At 67.9% G+C, this 15,334-nt stretch carries 17 protein-coding genes; 7 read left to right on the top strand and 10 right to left on the bottom strand.

Translation table 11 applies throughout. The features are described from left to right. The 4 genes from E6A21_RS11930 to E6A21_RS11915 all read right to left on the bottom strand — a co-directional run bounded on the left by E6A21_RS11930 (position 1) and on the right by E6A21_RS11915 (position 4,064). Positions 1 to 999, bottom strand: coding sequence for an aldo/keto reductase (locus E6A21_RS11930; RefSeq protein ID WP_138444383.1), 999 nt, complete (start codon positions 997 to 999; stop codon positions 1 to 3). Positions 1,000 to 1,159: 160 nt separating this feature from the next. Beyond that, positions 1,160 to 2,272: an ABC transporter substrate-binding protein gene (locus tag E6A21_RS11925; protein ID WP_138444382.1), complete on the bottom strand. Its 1,113-nt coding sequence runs from the start codon at positions 2,270 to 2,272 to the stop codon at positions 1,160 to 1,162. A 62-nt stretch (positions 2,273 to 2,334) separates the two neighbouring features. After that, positions 2,335 to 3,213 (bottom strand): ABC transporter permease, encoded by an 879-nt coding sequence (locus tag E6A21_RS11920; protein ID WP_138444381.1) that lies wholly within the window; start codon positions 3,211 to 3,213, stop codon positions 2,335 to 2,337. Next, positions 3,210 to 4,064, bottom strand: a complete 855-nt coding sequence (locus E6A21_RS11915; protein WP_138444380.1) for an ABC transporter ATP-binding protein — start codon at positions 4,062 to 4,064, stop codon at positions 3,210 to 3,212. The genes E6A21_RS11920 and E6A21_RS11915 overlap by 4 nt, the downstream gene beginning before the upstream one ends. A gap of 290 nt (positions 4,065 to 4,354) precedes the next feature. Between E6A21_RS11915 and E6A21_RS11910 the strand changes: the two genes are divergently transcribed. Next, complete coding sequence (locus E6A21_RS11910) at positions 4,355 to 5,974, top strand: ATP-binding protein (RefSeq protein WP_138444379.1); 1,620 nt, start codon at positions 4,355 to 4,357, stop codon at positions 5,972 to 5,974. Next, positions 5,971 to 6,642: a response regulator transcription factor gene (locus E6A21_RS11905; protein WP_138444378.1), complete on the top strand. Its 672-nt coding sequence runs from the start codon at positions 5,971 to 5,973 to the stop codon at positions 6,640 to 6,642. The genes E6A21_RS11910 and E6A21_RS11905 overlap by 4 nt, the downstream gene beginning before the upstream one ends. A 32-nt stretch (positions 6,643 to 6,674) precedes the next feature. Here the strand turns inward: E6A21_RS11905 and E6A21_RS11900 are convergent, their stop codons facing one another. After that, a complete protein-coding gene (locus tag E6A21_RS11900; RefSeq protein ID WP_138444377.1) occupies positions 6,675 to 7,274 on the bottom strand; it encodes a helicase associated domain-containing protein in 600 nt (199 codons plus the stop codon). 158 nt (positions 7,275 to 7,432) lie between these two features. On the opposite strand from E6A21_RS11900, the gene E6A21_RS11895 reads away from it, so the two are divergent. Genes E6A21_RS11895 through E6A21_RS11885 form a run of 3 tightly spaced genes read left to right on the top strand, consistent with a single transcriptional unit; the run spans position 7,433 to position 11,180 of the window. Continuing rightward, positions 7,433 to 8,440 carry a LacI family DNA-binding transcriptional regulator gene (locus E6A21_RS11895; RefSeq protein ID WP_138444376.1) on the top strand — a complete coding sequence of 336 codons (1,008 nt, stop codon included), beginning with the start codon at positions 7,433 to 7,435 and terminating at the stop codon, positions 8,438 to 8,440. A gap of 2 nt (positions 8,441 to 8,442) precedes the next feature. Beyond that, positions 8,443 to 9,660 carry a D-mannonate dehydratase ManD gene (gene manD / locus E6A21_RS11890; protein ID WP_138444375.1) on the top strand — a complete coding sequence of 406 codons (1,218 nt, stop codon included), beginning with the start codon at positions 8,443 to 8,445 and terminating at the stop codon, positions 9,658 to 9,660. Further along, positions 9,660 to 11,180, top strand: coding sequence for a mannitol dehydrogenase family protein (locus E6A21_RS11885; RefSeq protein ID WP_246036435.1), 1,521 nt, complete (start codon positions 9,660 to 9,662; stop codon positions 11,178 to 11,180). The genes manD and E6A21_RS11885 overlap by 1 nt, the downstream gene beginning before the upstream one ends. 53 nt (positions 11,181 to 11,233) lie before the next feature. Here the strand turns inward: E6A21_RS11885 and E6A21_RS11880 are convergent, their stop codons facing one another. Next, complete coding sequence (locus E6A21_RS11880; protein ID WP_138444374.1) at positions 11,234 to 11,617, bottom strand: nuclear transport factor 2 family protein; 384 nt, start codon at positions 11,615 to 11,617, stop codon at positions 11,234 to 11,236. Positions 11,618 to 11,687: 70 nt separating this feature from the next. After that, a complete protein-coding gene (locus E6A21_RS11875) occupies positions 11,688 to 12,515 on the bottom strand; it encodes a phosphotransferase (protein WP_138444373.1) in 828 nt (275 codons plus the stop codon). 114 nt (positions 12,516 to 12,629) lie between these two features. Here E6A21_RS11875 and E6A21_RS11870 point away from each other — a divergent pair, with 114 nt between their 5' ends. Next, positions 12,630 to 12,881, top strand: a complete 252-nt coding sequence (locus E6A21_RS11870; RefSeq protein WP_138444372.1) for a hypothetical protein — start codon at positions 12,630 to 12,632, stop codon at positions 12,879 to 12,881. 61 nt (positions 12,882 to 12,942) lie between these two features. Here E6A21_RS11870 and E6A21_RS11865 read toward each other — a convergent pair whose 3' ends face one another. Together E6A21_RS11865 and E6A21_RS11860 are read right to left on the bottom strand one after the other, a co-directional pair. Next, positions 12,943 to 13,740: a protein NO VEIN domain-containing protein gene (locus E6A21_RS11865; protein WP_138444371.1), complete on the bottom strand. Its 798-nt coding sequence runs from the start codon at positions 13,738 to 13,740 to the stop codon at positions 12,943 to 12,945. 133 nt (positions 13,741 to 13,873) lie between these two features. After that, on the bottom strand, positions 13,874 to 14,083 hold the full coding sequence (locus E6A21_RS11860) for a hypothetical protein (protein ID WP_138444370.1): 210 nt from the start codon (positions 14,081 to 14,083) through the stop codon (positions 13,874 to 13,876). A gap of 75 nt (positions 14,084 to 14,158) precedes the next feature. Between E6A21_RS11860 and E6A21_RS11855 the strand changes: the two genes are divergently transcribed. Beyond that, positions 14,159 to 15,001 carry an SDR family oxidoreductase gene (locus E6A21_RS11855; RefSeq protein WP_138444369.1) on the top strand — a complete coding sequence of 281 codons (843 nt, stop codon included), beginning with the start codon at positions 14,159 to 14,161 and terminating at the stop codon, positions 14,999 to 15,001. Here E6A21_RS11855 and E6A21_RS11850 read toward each other — a convergent pair whose 3' ends face one another. Continuing rightward, a complete protein-coding gene (locus tag E6A21_RS11850; RefSeq protein ID WP_138444368.1) occupies positions 15,002 to 15,292 on the bottom strand; it encodes a hypothetical protein in 291 nt (96 codons plus the stop codon). It abuts the gene before it with no gap. Positions 15,293 to 15,334: the final 42 nt, after the last annotated feature.

The following is a 15,334-nucleotide window of genomic DNA, read 5'->3' as shown; positions in this document are numbered from 1 at the left end:
TCAGCCTTGGTCGATCGTGCTCATGTCGCCATAGCGTGAACCGACGACGGCGTCGCGCGGCACGGCTTCCTCGAGGGACTTGAGATCGTCGTCCGAGAGCTGGATGTCCCGGGCCGCGGCGTTCTCCTCGAGGTACTTCACGCGCTTCGTCCCGGGGATCGGGACGACGTCGTCGCCCTGCGCCAGAACCCACGCGAGCGCGATCTGACCGGGGGTGACGCCCTTCCGCTCCGCGACCGCCTTGATCTGCTCGACGAGGCGGAGGTTCGACTCGAGCGCGTCGCCCTGGAAGCGCGGGAAGTGGCGGCTGCTGCGGGAGTCCCCTTCCTTCGAGAGGGACTCGGCCGTGATCCGGCCGGTGAGGATTCCGCGTCCCAGCGGGGAGTACGGAACGAGCCCGATGCCGAGCTCGCGGATGGTGGGGAGGATCTCGTCCTCGAGGTCTCGCGTGAAGAGCGAGTATTCCGTCTGGAGGGCCGTGATGGGGTGCACGGCGTGGGCCCGCCGGATCGTCTGCGGCGATGCCTCCGAGAGGCCGAGGTGCCGGACCTTGCCGGCCTCGACGAGTTCGGCCATCGCGCCGACGGTCTCCTCGATGGGGACCTTCGGGTCGACGCGGTGCTGGTAGTAGAGGTCGATGTGGTCGACGCCGAGCCGGGACAGCGAGGCGTCGCAAGCCGAGCGCACGTACTCAGGGCTTCCGTTGATGCCGAGGCGCTCGCCGTTCTCGCCGCGCACGTTGCCGAACTTCGTCGCGAGCTGGACCTCGTCCCGGCGTCCGGCGATCGCCCGGCCGACGAGCTTCTCGTTGGTGAACGGTCCGTACATGTCGGCGGTGTCGATGAAGGTGATGCCGAGATCGAGGGCTCGGTGGATGGTCTCAATGCCAGAGGCTTCGTCCGGCAGCCCGTAGAACTCTGACATCCCCATGCAGCCGAGGCCCATGGAGGAAACGGTCAGGGGCGAAACGGTACCGAGCGTTCTGCTTTGCTGAGTCATGTCTACAGCCAACCCCTAAGGGTGCACCCCAAGTCAAGTCCGGTGGGCAACTCCCGGGGACTTCTCAGGCACGACGGCGGGCCCGCACCTCGTGAGGTGCGGGCCCGCGTTCCCTGTGGCCTGCTGGGACTCAGCCCCGGGAGCCTATCGGGCGGCGACGTCAGCCGTTGGCGCCGGCCGGGGTCGAGGTCGCCGTGTAGCCCTCGAGCTTGAGCGCGGCCTGGGCGTACTTGTTGGTGAAGGTGTCGGCGTAGTTGATCTTGGAGGTGTCGACGCCGATCGTCTTCTCCTCGTCGAAGATCGTCTTCGGGCCGCCCGCGGGCATGATGCCGTCAGGCAGGAACTGGTCCTTGTCCTGGTTCAGGCCCGAGATGTACTGGTCCTTCGAGATGGTGCTGTTCTGGACGAAGGACTGCGGGAGCTTGTCCGCGATGTCGGCAGCAGAGTGCGTGCTGATCCAGTGCATCGTGTCGACGAGGGCGTTGACCACCTTCTGCACGGTGTCCTCGTTGTTCTTGACCCAGTCGGCCTGGGCCAGGAGGCCGGCCGAGGGCAGGGTCCCACCGAGCGCTGCCTTGGCACCATCGGAGGTGGCGAGGTCGATGGCGGGCACCGCGAGGTTCTTGTTCTCGAGCGCACCGACAGTCGGCTGGGTCGTCATGACGCAGTCGGCAGAGCCGCGCTGGATGGCAGCGATGGCCGTGGCACCGGCGCCCACGGCGATGGTGTGGTAGTCGTTCTTCGACAGGCCGGCCTTCGCCGCGATGAACTGGGTCAGCTCATCGGTTCCGGAGCCGAGGTCGGTCACGCCGACCGTCTTGCCCTTGAGGTCAGCGCCGGAGTGGACGTTGGCCTTGGGGCTGCACATGATCCGCTCGCCCGGTGCGCCCGAGAGCTGCACGAGGTTGACGACGTTCTTGCCCTTCGACTGGAAGTCGACCGTGTGGATGTACCAGGCTCCGGCGAGATCGACCTGGCCGGACGCCATGGCGTCCTCCGCGCCGACGCCGCCCTGCTGCTCGGTCGAGAGCTCGACGTTCACGCCGTACTTCTTGTAGTAGCCGAGGCTCTCGGCGAGCTGGTAGGGGAGGTAGATCTGCTTGTCGATGCCGCCGACCATCATCTTGACGGTGGGCATCGACGAGGAGTTGGCACTGCTGCTGGAGCCTCCGCTGGCCGAGGTGCTGCTGCCCGCGGTGTTGCTGCCACAGGCTGCGAGCGTCAGAGCAATCGCTCCGGCCGCGGCAACAGAGTAGATGGCGTGCTTCTTCATTGGCGCACTTTTCCTTTTTCCGGTGATTCGGGTGTTTATCTGGTGGTAAATCGAGGAATTCTTTAGATTGCCTGCGCCTCTGAACGGTTCGGTGGACGCCACTTCAGCAGCGAGTGCTCCAACAGGCTGATGAGGTATTCGGCGGCGAGCGTGATCACGGCGATAATCACCATGCAGGCAAATACCGTATTGGGATCGAAGGTCCCCTGCGCCTGGCTGATGATGAGGCCGATTCCCTTCTGCGCTCCGAGCACCTCGGCGACGAGGGCGCCGATGATCGCGAAGCCGAAGGCGGTGTGCAGGCTCGCGATGATCCAGGTCATGGCCGAGGGGATCGTCACGTGGGTCGCCACCTGGAGGGGTGACGCGCCGAGGACGCGGACGTTGGCCACGAGGTTCTGATCGACCTCACGGACGCCCTGGAAGGCGTTGAAGAAGACGACGAAGAAGACGAGGACCGCAGCCAGCAGCACCTTCGGGAAGACTCCGAGGCCGAACGCCACGATGAAGATCGATCCGAGCACAATACGGGGAATCGAGTTCACAATCCGGATGTACGGACCGATGACTGCGGAGAGGTAGCGGTTCGAGCCGAGGAGAATTCCGAGCACCACCCCGACGAGCGTCCCGAGCAGGAAGCCGTAGAACGCCTCCTGGACCGTGACCCACAGGTTTTCCCAGATCGTGCCGAACGCGGTCCCCTCGGTGAAGAGCTTGACGAGGCTGTCCCAGATCATGGAGGGCTGCCCGAAGAAGAACTTGTCGACCCAGCCCTCCTCGGTGAACCACTGCCAGCCCCCGACGACGGCGATCGCCAGGACTGCGCGGCCCACCCAGATCCACATCGTGCGACGCCCGTGGGCGTTCTTCGCTGGTGCCTTCACTTCGAGCGCCTGCTCCTTGTTGCCGTTGCGCGAGTTGCTCTGCGCTACTGCGGTCATGCTGCTGCACCTGCCGTTCGCTGGTAGGCCCGGGTGACCTCGTCCTTCAGGGACTCCCAGATCCGCCCCTGGAGGTCGAGGAAGCGCTCCTCGTGGCGGATCTCCTGGACGTTGCCGCGGGGGCGGGGAAGGTCGACGTCGAAGACGTCCTTGACCGATCCCGGGCTGCTGGTCATGATGACGACCCGGTCGGAGAGCGCCACGGCCTCGTCGAGGTCGTGGGTGATGAAGAGGACCGAGGGACGGAGCTCCTCCCAGAGCTTGAGCAGCTCGTTCTGCATGATGGCCTTCGTCTGGACGTCGAGGGCGCCGAACGGCTCGTCCATGAGGAGGATGCGCGGGTTGTTGATGAGCGCCGCTGCCATCGCGACGCGCTTGCGCATGCCGCCGGAGAGCTGATGCGGGTAGCGGTCCTCGAAGCCGGCGAGCCCCACCCTGCGGAGCCAGTCCCGTGCGAGCGCGGTGGCCTCGCGCTTCGGGGTCCCAACGAGGACCGGGCCCATCATGACGTTGCCGAGGACGGTCTTCCAGGGGAACAGCGCGTCTGCCTGGAACATGTAGCTGACGCCGCTCGTGATGCCGTCGACGATGTGGCTGCCGACCTTGACCGAGCCGGCGCTCGGCTTCTCGAGGCCCGACACCTGGGCGAGCGTGGTTGACTTGCCGCAGCCGGTGGGGCCGACGATCGAGCAGAACTGGCCGGGCTCGACCGTGACGGTGACGTCGCGGATGGCAGTGAACGTCTCACCCTTCGGGGTGAGGTAGCGCTTGGTGAGCCCCTTGATTTCGATGCGGGCGGCATCGTCGGCTGCGCCGTCGGCGGGCGGGCGTTGCGGATGGTTTACACCCATGGTGCAAAGACCTCTCTGTCTTTCGGAAAAGACCTCTCACGTCTTTCGGTGGAGGTCGCTGGGATTATGAGCCGGGCGCTCGTTCGAACCGGCGTCAGGTCAGCCGGCGGGCCGGAAAATTTGCACTGACGTCATTGTCTGGGGGATCCTTTCTTCATACCCGGTGAGCTGAATCACAGCGTCTGCACCAACAGTAGAAAGGACTGCGACGATGCAGCCAGAGTTGCGCGGATTGCGAGGATTCTTAGCTTTCTTTCACGTTTTGAGCCTTTTGATCGCGGGTGAATGGAATGAAACTCGCTAGAAACTGGTGGCGCCGCCGGCCCCTCGCGTCCCAGATCCTGGTCTGGACGCTGTGCATCCTCCTGCTCGTCGTCGCCCTCGGGGGCTTCGTGACAAGCCAGATCACCCGCCAGAATCTCGATGACCAGTACCGCCTCCGTGCGCTCGGGATCGCGACGACGGTCGCCCAGATGCCCGAGATCGCAGCGGATCTCGAGGCTAAGGATCCGAATCATCAGATCGAGGCCCTCGCCGAGGACGTGCGCCGCAGCGCGCACCCCGACTACGTGGTCGTCGCCGACCGGGACGGGATCCGCTACTCGCACCCCAACCCGTCGCTCATCGGCAAGCGGCTCGAGGAGCCCGTGGAGGTCCTCGACGGGCAGACGCACGTCGGTACCGATCCCGGCAGCCTGGGGCCTTCCGCCAACGCGAAGGCGCCCGTCTTCGACGCGAAGGGAAACGTGATCGGGGAGGTTTCGGTCGGCATCCTCGAGGCGGCCGTGGACACCGCGATCGGCCGCGAGGCCGGCCTCATCGTGGGCTACTCCGCTCTCGTGCTGCTCATCGGGGGCGTCAGCTCGGTCCTGCTCGCCAGGGCGATCAAGCGCGCGACCTTCGGTCTGGAGCCCGCCGAGATCGGCTCGCTCCTCCAAGACCGCGAGGCCCTGCTGCACGGCATCAGGGAGGCGATGATCGGTTTCGACGATGACCATCGGGTCACGGTGATCAACAACGAGGCGCGGCGCCTGCTGGGGCTCGAAGGCGTCGTCCTCGGCCAGCGGATCGAGGACCTCCTGCCGGAGGGGAGGCTCCGGGACATCCTCTCGGGCAGCGCGGATGGCGCTGATCAGGCGGTGCTCACCGACGAGGCGCTCCTCGTCGCGAACCGGATGCCGGTGAGCGTCGGGGGCAGGAGCATCGGCGCCGTCGTCACGCTGCGGGACCGCAGCGAGATCGAGGCCCTCGTCCGGGACCTCCGTTCCACGGAGGGCCTCATGCAGGCCCTCCGCGCCCAGGAGCACGAGTACGCGAACAGGCTCCACGTCGTGAGCGGCCTGCTCGAGCTCGGCGAAGTAGAGCAGGCGCGCAGCTTCATCTCCGGTGTCGCGGACACTTCCCGTTCGCTCGGCGAGGGCCTCCGCGGCCGCATCGAGCCTCCCGAGCTCGCGGCCCTCATCCTCGCGAAGATCACGGTTGCCGGCGAGCAGGACGTCAAGCTCACCGTGACGGACGACTCCCAGCTCCGCCAGCCGTTCCTCGGCACCCAAGACCTCGTCACGATCGTCGGCAACCTGCTCGACAACGCGGTCGACGCCGTCGTGGGCCAGCCGCCGCCGCACGAGGTGACGCTGCAGCTCGACGACTCGTCCGGGATCTTCATCTCGGTGACCGACAGCGGCCCGGGCGTGCCCGCAGAGTCGATCGACGCCGTCGTCCGCGACGGGTACACGACAAAGGTCCCGCGCCCGGGAATGCGGCGCGGGATCGGTCTCGCGCTCGTCGCGAGGATCGTCCACCGGGCGGGTGGCACGATGGACGTGTTCGCCGGGCCGGGCGGCCGCTTCGAGGTGTGGCTCCCGGCGCCGACCCCGGCGCACCCGACGGAAGGAGTGGCGGCACTATGATCCGGACCCTCGTGGTCGACGACGACTACCGGGTGGCGCGAATCCACGCCGCACACATCGAGCGCGTTCAGGGGTACGAGTGCGTCGGCGAGGCGCACACGGCCGCGGAGGCGCGGGAGGCCGTCGCCCGCCTCGAGCCCGACCTGCTCCTGCTCGACGTCTACCTGCCCGACGAGGACGGGATCGCCCTGCTGCGCTCCCTCCGCGAGACGCACGACGTCGACGCCATCATCATCACCGCGGCCCGGGACGTGGCGACCGTGCGGGCAGCGATGCGCGGCGGGGCGGTCTACTACCTCGTCAAGCCCTTCGGCTTCGAGCAGCTGACCGCTCAGCTGGCGACGTACAGGCGATGGCGCACCGAGGCAGAGTCGCGGCACATCTCGGGGCAGAACGACGTCGATGCGCTCTTCGCAGCCCGGCACGCACCCACACCGGGGCCCGCCTCCCGCAGCCTCCCGCCCACGATGCAGAAGGTGCTAGACGCCGTCCGAACGGCCGAACGCCCCCTCGGGGCCCAGGACGTCTCGGAGCTCATCGGCATCTCGCGGCCGACGGCCCAGCGGTACCTGAGCGAGCTTGAGCGGAAGGGGCGGCTCGAGCTGACGCTCGAGTACGGGACCACGGGGCGCCCCGTCAACATGTACACGGTTCGGCCGGGGGCCTGAGGCCGGCCGGGCTCAGCTCGCCGAGGGCGCGCTCACCAGGTGCGGCGGCTCGCCGAGCGGAGGATCTGCCGCCGGTTCCTGACGGCCGCGTGAGTGCGCCCGATCTTGGCCGCGATCTCGGCGAGCGAGAGGTCCTCGTTGAGCACGAGGGCCTCCTCCTCGGGAGACCAGGGCGCGCGGTGGCGCTCGTCGTCGGCCGTCGCGCGGTTCCGCCTCCTGGGGCGGCTCTCGTCCGCCTCCGCGCCGCTGTTCTCGGCCCACCAGGCCGCCCCGGGCGGGAGCATCCAGGCCGGGCCGAGCGCCCCCGCAAGGGCGTCCTGCTCGGGCTCGGGGAGCCGTCCGGCCTGATCACGCCGCCGCTGGCGGAGGAGCCACACTCCCAGTGACCGCTCGGCCGGGGTGATGATGCCGCCCGTCTGGGGGAGACGGCCGTTGGCGGCCTTGAAGTCGGCGACGGCGGAGAGCCGGCGCCGGAATTCGGGGCGGAGTTCGACGGCCGGGGAGGATTCCGGCGGAGCCCACGTCTTCCCGGGCGGAGGCTCCGGGAGCGCCACGGACCCCAGTTCGGGCACGCCCGCGAGCTCGCGCAATTGCAGAGCGAGCTCACGCAGTACGTGGGGTTCCAGAGTCATCCCTTTGAGATTAGCCCCCTTGAGGAGAAAAGACGTGCCCGGTTTGGGCCCGACCCCTCTGTTTCCGTGGTCAGTCGTGCCCGGGACACGCACCTGAGGTCATGAAAATGGCCTGCTAGGCTTGCGCAAGGATTGCACGAGCAGGACGAGGAGGCCCCATGCCAGCGACGCTGACGGACGTGGCCAGACGTGCGGGCGTCTCGCTTGCGACCGCGTCGAGGGCCTTCAGCGACCCGGGCAGGCTCGCGCCGGAGACCCGCCAGAAGGTCGTCGCTGCTGCCGAGGAGCTCGGCTACGAGATCCCCGGCCAGAGCGGGCCGCGAACCATTGGCGTCGTCGTCCCCGACGTCGCCAACGCCGTCTTCGCCGCCCTCATCAAGGCCCTCCAGGAACGCGCGTGGCCGGGCCGGCACCGCATGCTCCTCGCCCACACCGCCGAGTCCCCCGACCGCGAGCGCGAGCAGGTCGGCGCGCTCGCCGGGGTGGCGGACGGCATCGTCCTCTGCTCGCCACGCCTGCCTGCCGGCGAACTCCGCGGACTCACCGGAACGGTGCCGACCGTCGTCGTCAACGGCGAAGCCGAGCTCGCGCCGAGTGTCCTCCTCGATGCGGGCGAGGGCCTTCGCCAGGCCGTCGAGCATCTCTCCGCACTCGGGCACCGCAGGCTCGCGTACGTGCCCGGGCCGCCGTCGTCGTGGGCGGACACCCAGCGCCTCGACGCGGTGACGCAGCTGTGTGCGGAGCGGCAGCTCGAACTTGTCACGGTGGGTCACCAGAGCGCGACGGTCGACGGCGGGGCGGCCGCTGCGGCGTCGGTCGTCGCGAGCGGCGCCACGGCCGCCATCGCCTACAACGACCTCGTGGCCGTCGGCCTGCTCGCGGGCGCTCGGCTGCTCGGCCGGCACTGCCCCGAGGACCTCAGCGTGGTCGGCATCGACGACCTCGACGTAGCGGCCGCGGCCGAGCCCGGCCTCACGTCTGTCCGGGTGGCCATCGAACAGGGCGGAACGCTCGCCCTCGACCTCCTCCTCGGGATGCTCGCCGGGAAGCCCTACACCGCGTCGCCGGTGCGGCTCGGGGCGCAGCTCATCGTCCGTGGCTCGACGTCCGCCCCGCGATTGGCCCCCATCCCCCAAAGCTCCCCCATCCCCCTAGAGAAGAAGTGAGAATGACCCGCTCCATCGCCGCCGTCGATGTGCTCCTCACGAGCCCGTCCCGCAACTTCGTCACGCTCAAGATCACCACCGACGACGGAATCGTCGGCTGGGGTGACGCGACCCTCAACGGCCGGGAGCTCGCCGTCGTGAGCTACCTGCGCGACCACCTCGCGCCGGCGCTGCTCGGCAGGGATGCGGACCGCATCGAGGACACGTGGCAGTTCCTGTACAGGGGCGCGTACTGGCGGCGGGGCCCCGTGACAATGGCGGCGATCGGCGCCGTCGACCTCGCCCTGTGGGACATCAAGGGCAAGGCCCTCGGCGTGCCGGTTTACCAGCTCCTCGGCGGGGCTGCCCGGGACAAGGTCCTCACCTACACGCACGCGACGGGGTGGGACCTGCCGGAGCTGCTGGACTCGATCGAACAACGCCGGGAGCAGGGCTTCCGCGCGGTCCGCGCCCAGTCGGGGGTGCCGGGACTCGACAAGGTCTACGGGGTGACGCGCGGGGCCGCGTCGTACGAGCCCGCCGGTCGCGGCGGCGGTCCCGCAGAGGAGGTCTGGGACACCTCCGCGTATCTGCGGCACGCGCCGAAGGTCCTCCACGCCGTGCGCGAGCACGTGGGCCCCGAGCTCAAGCTCCTCCACGATGTGCACCACCGGCTCAATCCGACCGAGGCCGGGCGCCTCGCCCGCTCGCTCGAGGACGTGGACCTGTTCTGGCTCGAGGACGTCACGCCGGCCGAGAACCAGCGGCTCCTCCGTGCTGTCCGCGCGCAGACCACGGTGCCGCTTGCGATCGGCGAAGTGTTCAATACGATCTGGGACTGCGAGCAGCTCCTGAGCGAGCGGCTCATCGACTACATCCGGACCGCGGTCGTGCATGCGGGCGGCATCTCGCATGTGCGGAAGATCCTCGCCCTTGCCGAGGTGTACCAGGTCAAGGGCGCGCCGCACGGGCCCTCCGACGTCTCCCCCGTCAACCTCTCCGCCTCCCTGCACGTGGGCCTCGCGACGACCAACTTCGGCATCCAGGAGTACATGGGCTATGACCCGCTCGTCTCCGAGGTGTTCCGCAGCAGCTACCGCTTCGAGGACGGCTACCTGCACCCCGGCGACGAGCCCGGACTCGGCGTCGAGATCGACGAAGAGGCCGCCGCCCGCTTCCCGTACTCCCCCGCGTACCTGCCGATCGCGAGAGATCTCGACGGCACGATGAAGGACTGGTGATGATGGCCCACTCCCAGCCCCCTGCCCCCGCGGCGCTTCCCCGCCTTTCCGCGGCGTACGACGGCGCTCCTCGCCGGGGCGCGCTGCGTCCCGGGATCGTCCACCTCGGCCTGGGCAACTTCCACCGGGCGCACCAGGCCGTCTACACGCGGGCCGCGCTGGACGCCTCCGGCGCCACCGACTGGGGGATCGTGGGCGTCGCGAACCGCTCCGATGCCGTTCCGCAGGCCATGCACGCGCAGGACCTCCTGTACACGGTGGTGGAGATCTCGCCCGGCGGTGCGTCCTTCTCGATCCCGGGCGTCCACACCGACGCGTTCACCGCGGCCGGCGAGCCCGAACGGGTCGTCGCATCGATCGCGGCGCCCGGGACCCGCATCGTCTCCCTCACGGTGACGGAGAACGGCTACTACTACAGCCCGCGCACCGGGCACCTCGCCGTCGACGACCCCGCGATCCAGCACGACCTTCGGGAGGCGGCGCGACCGAAGACGCCGATCGGGCAGATCGTGCGCGGGCTGCAGGCACGGGCCTCTGGCCATGGTGAAGCGATCACCGTACTCAGCTGCGACAACCTCGCCGACAATGGGCACCACACCGAGCGGCTCGTGAAGGAGTTCGTGGGACTGTTGCCCGGGGGCGAGGCCGAGGAGCTGCTCGCGTTCGTCTCGGATCACGTCACGTTCCCCTCGACGATGGTGGACCGCATCGTGCCCGCCACGACGGACCATTACCGGCGGCTTGTCGCGGAGGGGCCCGGCTACCGGGACGACGTTCCCGTCCCCGCCGAGCCGTTCACGATGTGGGTCCTCGAGGACCGTTTCGCCGGAGGCCGGCCCCAGTGGGAAGCGGGCGGGGCCGTGTTCTCCGACGAGGTCGCGCGATACGAGGAGCTCAAGGTGCGGCTCCTCAATGGCACGCACTCGCTCCTCGCGTACCTCGGTGCGCTGACGGGCGCGGCGACCATTCCCGAATCCGTGCAGCACCCGGAAATCGAGGCCGCGGCTCGCGCCGTGCTGCGCGACGAATACCGGCCGAGCGTGACCGCGCCGCGCGGCGTCGACCTCGACGCCTACGAGGAGGAGCTCTTCACACGCTGGCGCAACACGGCCCTGGGCCACCGGACGAGCCAGGTCGGTTCCGACGGCTCGCTCAAGCTCCGGCAGCGGATCCCGGCGCCCGCGCTCAATCTGCTCGACGCCGGCCGGGTGCCGCACTTCCTCGCCCTGACCACCGCCGCCTACCTCGCGTGCCTCGCTCCCCTGCCCGGTTTCGACCCCGGCCCGAGTGCGGCCGCGATGGTGGACCCGGCTCGGGCCGCCATTGCGCGCGCTGCCGAGCTGTCGTCGTCGTCCGCCGAGCTGGCACGCCGGGTGCTCGCGGAGCAGCATCTCCTGGGCGAAGAGCTCGCGGGGCGCGACGGATTCATCGAGCGGACGGGCGAGCTCCTCGATGTCATCCGCCAGCGCGGCGCGCTCACTGCCGCTGCGGAGGCCCGGAGCGCCTCGGCCGCGTCCTAGGCGTCACGAGGGGAGGGCTCGATTCACCTCGGGCCCTCCCTCGGTGGCTGGCTTCAGTGGCCGCCGGCCGCCAGGTAGTCGGCCGCGCTGTAGTGGATGCGGAGGGTCTTGATCATCCCGCCCTCGAACTCGAAGAACTCCGCGAACCGGACCGTGGCATTCGGGAGGGCTGCGTCGTACAGCACTCCAGCGCCTTCGTCCGTCGCCACCGCCTCGATGAAGGTGATCTGGCGGACTGCCTCGATGAAGCCCTTGACCCCTTGCGCGAAACGGGCGGCGCCGGCAACCCGGCCGGCGGTGGGCCCCTCGAACTCGAAACCGTCGGCCAGGAAGGGCAGGAGCTCCTGGCCGTCTCCATAGCGTTCGACGCCGCCAAGGAGGATCGCGTAGTAGCTGCGGAGCGCTGCCGAGGTGTCGATAACGCCTTCTGCAGTCATGGGGTCCTCCTCGATGACCAGTCCTCGGACCAGTCTGATGCCGGCTCCCCGAGATCTCCAGCAGGAGTTCTCAGCTGCCGTGGACGAGCCCCTCGGCCAGCCGCTTCCCCTCCGCTTCGAGCCACGAGATCCGCCGTTCGATCCGCTCCCCCGCGCCCTCCTGCCACATGCGGAGCCATCCCCCGCCGTCGTGCTCGGCCCGGTACTTCATGAGGTACCAACTGCGCTCGCTGCGGCGGAGGGCGGTCGGGACCAAGCGTTCGCGGGCTTCCGGGGCGAGGCCGTAGGCATCGGCGATGAGGCGGGTGCGGGCGACGGCGTCCACCCCCTTGAGCGGGTCGCTTCGGTCCTCGTCCGGGGCGAACGGGGCCCACCACATGCAGAGGTTGAAGACCTCGTCGACGCGGGTGGCGGGCTTGGCGAGGTCGAAGTCGATCAGGGCGACGGCCTCACCGTCCCGGAAGACCACGTTTTCCGGGGTGATGTCCAGGTGCCCGACGAATTGGGGCTCCTCGGGCGGGGCTGCTGGCATGCCCGGGATTTCGGGGGCGGCAACCGCTTGAAGCATGGCCGACGACGGCGCGAAGCCCACCATGGCGTCATCAAGACGCCGGACGAGACGGGCCAGGGAGACGAGACGATTCTCGTTCGCGAGCCACTCCGGGTGAGGGCGGTTGGCTACCTCGCCCTCCACAAAGGTGAGCGTTTCGCGGCCTTGATCGTCGATGCCGAGGAACCGTGGGGCACCGTCGAATCCCCTTTGCTCGAGGTGCCTCAGGATCGCGTGGACAAGCGGCGAGTGAGGGCCGATCGGACGGCGGACGGTGTCGCCCACGCGCACGACGCCTTCGGTGACGTCGCCGCCGGGGAGGGGGATCTCTGGGTCCGAGTCGGCCACGCCTCATCCTATTCGCGCACTTGTCAGGCCTCCGAACCGAGCTAGGCGAGGGACGCTATTTTGTCGGCCCGGGGGCCTAGCCTCGCAGAACGGACCTGGGGCGAAGGAGTCAAGATGACAAAGCTAGGAGTGGGGGCCATGCGCTATCGCGGAGCGAGCCAAACGATTCGGGGGTTCTTGTCGCTGCATCGCGGACTCACCCACACCATCCATGCACTCTGCTCGGCCCAAGGCCCCGATGCGCTGAAGAATCATGCGGCTGATGCCCTGCAATGCCTCATCGGCAACGATCCGGTTCACCCGGCCCACTCGATCACCTTCTCGGGCTACGGATCCAGAATCACCTTGCGATCTTCGGACCTATGACCTTCGTGAAGGCAGTTGCGGCCGAGTACGACCTGGATTTCATCGCTGAGGAGTACGGTCTCTACCGCGCTACGGTGTACTCATAGCTCAGGGGCATTAGATCCTCCTCCACGAGCTGCCAATTGCGCTTGACTTCAATCGACCCTTTGCCGCAGGAGACCGTGCCATCGCCAGCCCGTTCCCACGGCACCGCGTGGACGAGGACGAGATCCGTGTTCTCGAAGGCCTGGGCATGGCGCACTTCGTTGCGCGTGAGCACAATCTTTTCGATGCGGCCTTGGGATCCTTTCACTTCGACGTGCCGCTCCTCGTCGTGCCGGACGAGGTGTAGATCGTACGAGCGGCTCAGTCCGACGTCCTCAACTTGGTACCCCTTACGTTCGTAGAAGTCCACAGCCTGTTGAACGGCGGCGTGTTCGATCGCTTTGCGCAGCACCGGGTCAAGGCAGATGCCGGCATATCTTTGCCTCCGATCGCGAAGCAGGTCCTCGATCGGCGGATAACTTTCAAGTTTCTCATTCGCCGGGCACTGGGCAAGACCGTAGACACGGGACAGCACCGCATATTTCAGAGCGGCTTGGGCGTTGGTGGCGGGCTTGTATCCATCGATATATCGAAAGCCAGCGTCGTGTAAAACGTGGCTGATGTTTTGGAACTTGTACTCAACAGCACCGTGGCTTCGCCCCGTGAGCGCCTGGACCTCTCGGTTGTAACGAGCTTTCACGTAACTGCGTGAAGCTAACTCCTCCTCGAGCATGCAAAAGTAGGCGTCCACGGTGACGCTGATCTGCGCCTCCGACCAAGGAACCCGGTCCGATCCCGATTCCGAGGAGTTGTCCTGTCGAGTTACCGCAGTCAATCGTCTTGGTCCTCAGCATGCCAGCGGCCGCTAGGACACCCTTACCGGCCGGAATTCACGTTTGTGACAAGGCTATCGGACCGATATCAGGAATTGGGGATGTAACTCGCTATCGAGAATGGCCAGACCCGCCCTACGCCTTCTTCTCCCGCTCCATCCGTTCCCGCCGCTCCCGTTCCTCGCGGTGTCGGCGGATCTGCTCGTGGATCAGCTGCTCTTCCTCGGAGAAACGGAGGTCGTTGGCTTCGTCGCCAGCGTCGCCTGGGGCGGTGTCCTTGCGCTCGGGCCGGGTCTCGGCGTCGTCGTCAGCGGGATCGCTGTGGGTGTCGCGCTGCTCATTCATGCGCACACTGTAGACCTGCGTCCTTCGACGCAAAATAGCGCAGTAGGCAACAGGGACGCGCGTTAAGATCACAAAATGAGCACCCCTCCCCCGCTCGCTATCACAGGTGTCACAGGCACCGTCGGAGGCCTCGTTGCCCGCGAACTCGCGGGAAAGGGCACGGAGCTGCGGCTCCTCGCGCGCACGCCGGCGAAGGCACCCGAGCTGCCCGGCGCCGTCGTCCTTCGTTGCGACTACGGGGACCGTGCGCTCTGCGAGCGCTCGCTCGAAGGCGTCGAGACGCTGTTCATGGTGTCCGGCCGTGAGAGCGAGAACCGGCTGGACGAGCACAGGGCGTTCGTGGATTCCGCGAGAGCAGCCGGAGTGCGGCGGATCGTCTACACGTCGTTCATGGGGGCGGCGCCGGATGCAGTCTTCACGCTCGCCCGCGACCACTTCCACACCGAGGAGCACATCAAGGCGGCCGGACTCGACTACACGTTCCTGCGCGACAGTCTCTACCTTGACTTCCTCGAGCCCTTCGGCGGCCCGGAAGGTGTCATTCGCGGGCCCGCCGGCGAAGGCAGGGTCGCAGCTGTGGCTCAGGCCGACGTCGCCCGTTCAGCCGCAGCGGTGCTTCGGGACCCGAAAGCGCACGCGCGGACTGCGTACACGCTCACGGGCCCCGAAGCACTGACCCTCGAGGAGGCCGCGGAGATCATCTCCGACGTCCGCGGCCGTCCATTCCGCTTTCACAACGAGACGATCGAGGAAGCCTACGAATCGCGGAGGAAGTGGCCTGCCCCGCCGTGGCAATACGGCGCCTGGGTCTCGACCTACACCGCGATAGCGGCGGGCGACCTCGCCGAGGTGACGGACGACGTCGAACGCCTCACCGGCCGCCGCCCCCTCAGCCTCGCCGAGCTGCTCGCGGGCTGACTACTGCTCTTCGCCGTAATGCGCGGGGTCGTCGCTCGCGTCGCCGCCCTTGATGTCGGCGTCGGGCACGTCGATTCCCGCCATGGCCTGGTCGATGTTCGACATATCGCGCGGGACGTTGTCCTTCTGGGGCATGTTCCCGTGAGCCTGCTCGCGGATGAGCTGCTCTTCCTCGCTGAAGCGAATGTCGTTCGCCTGGTCTCCGCTGTCCTTGGGCTCGTCGTCGGGGTTGCCTGGCTTGTACTCGTTCTGAGCCATGCTCTCGTCGCTGTTCAGATCGTTCTCGCTCATGCCCGGCCAGTACCCGCGCAGGGTCTGGGTCAATCATTGCCG

The sequence above is a fragment of the Sinomonas susongensis genome, from assembly GCF_005877005.1.
GTDB lineage: Bacteria > Actinomycetota > Actinomycetes > Actinomycetales > Micrococcaceae > Sinomonas > Sinomonas susongensis.
This window is presented reverse-complemented; position numbering and strand designations above follow the sequence as displayed.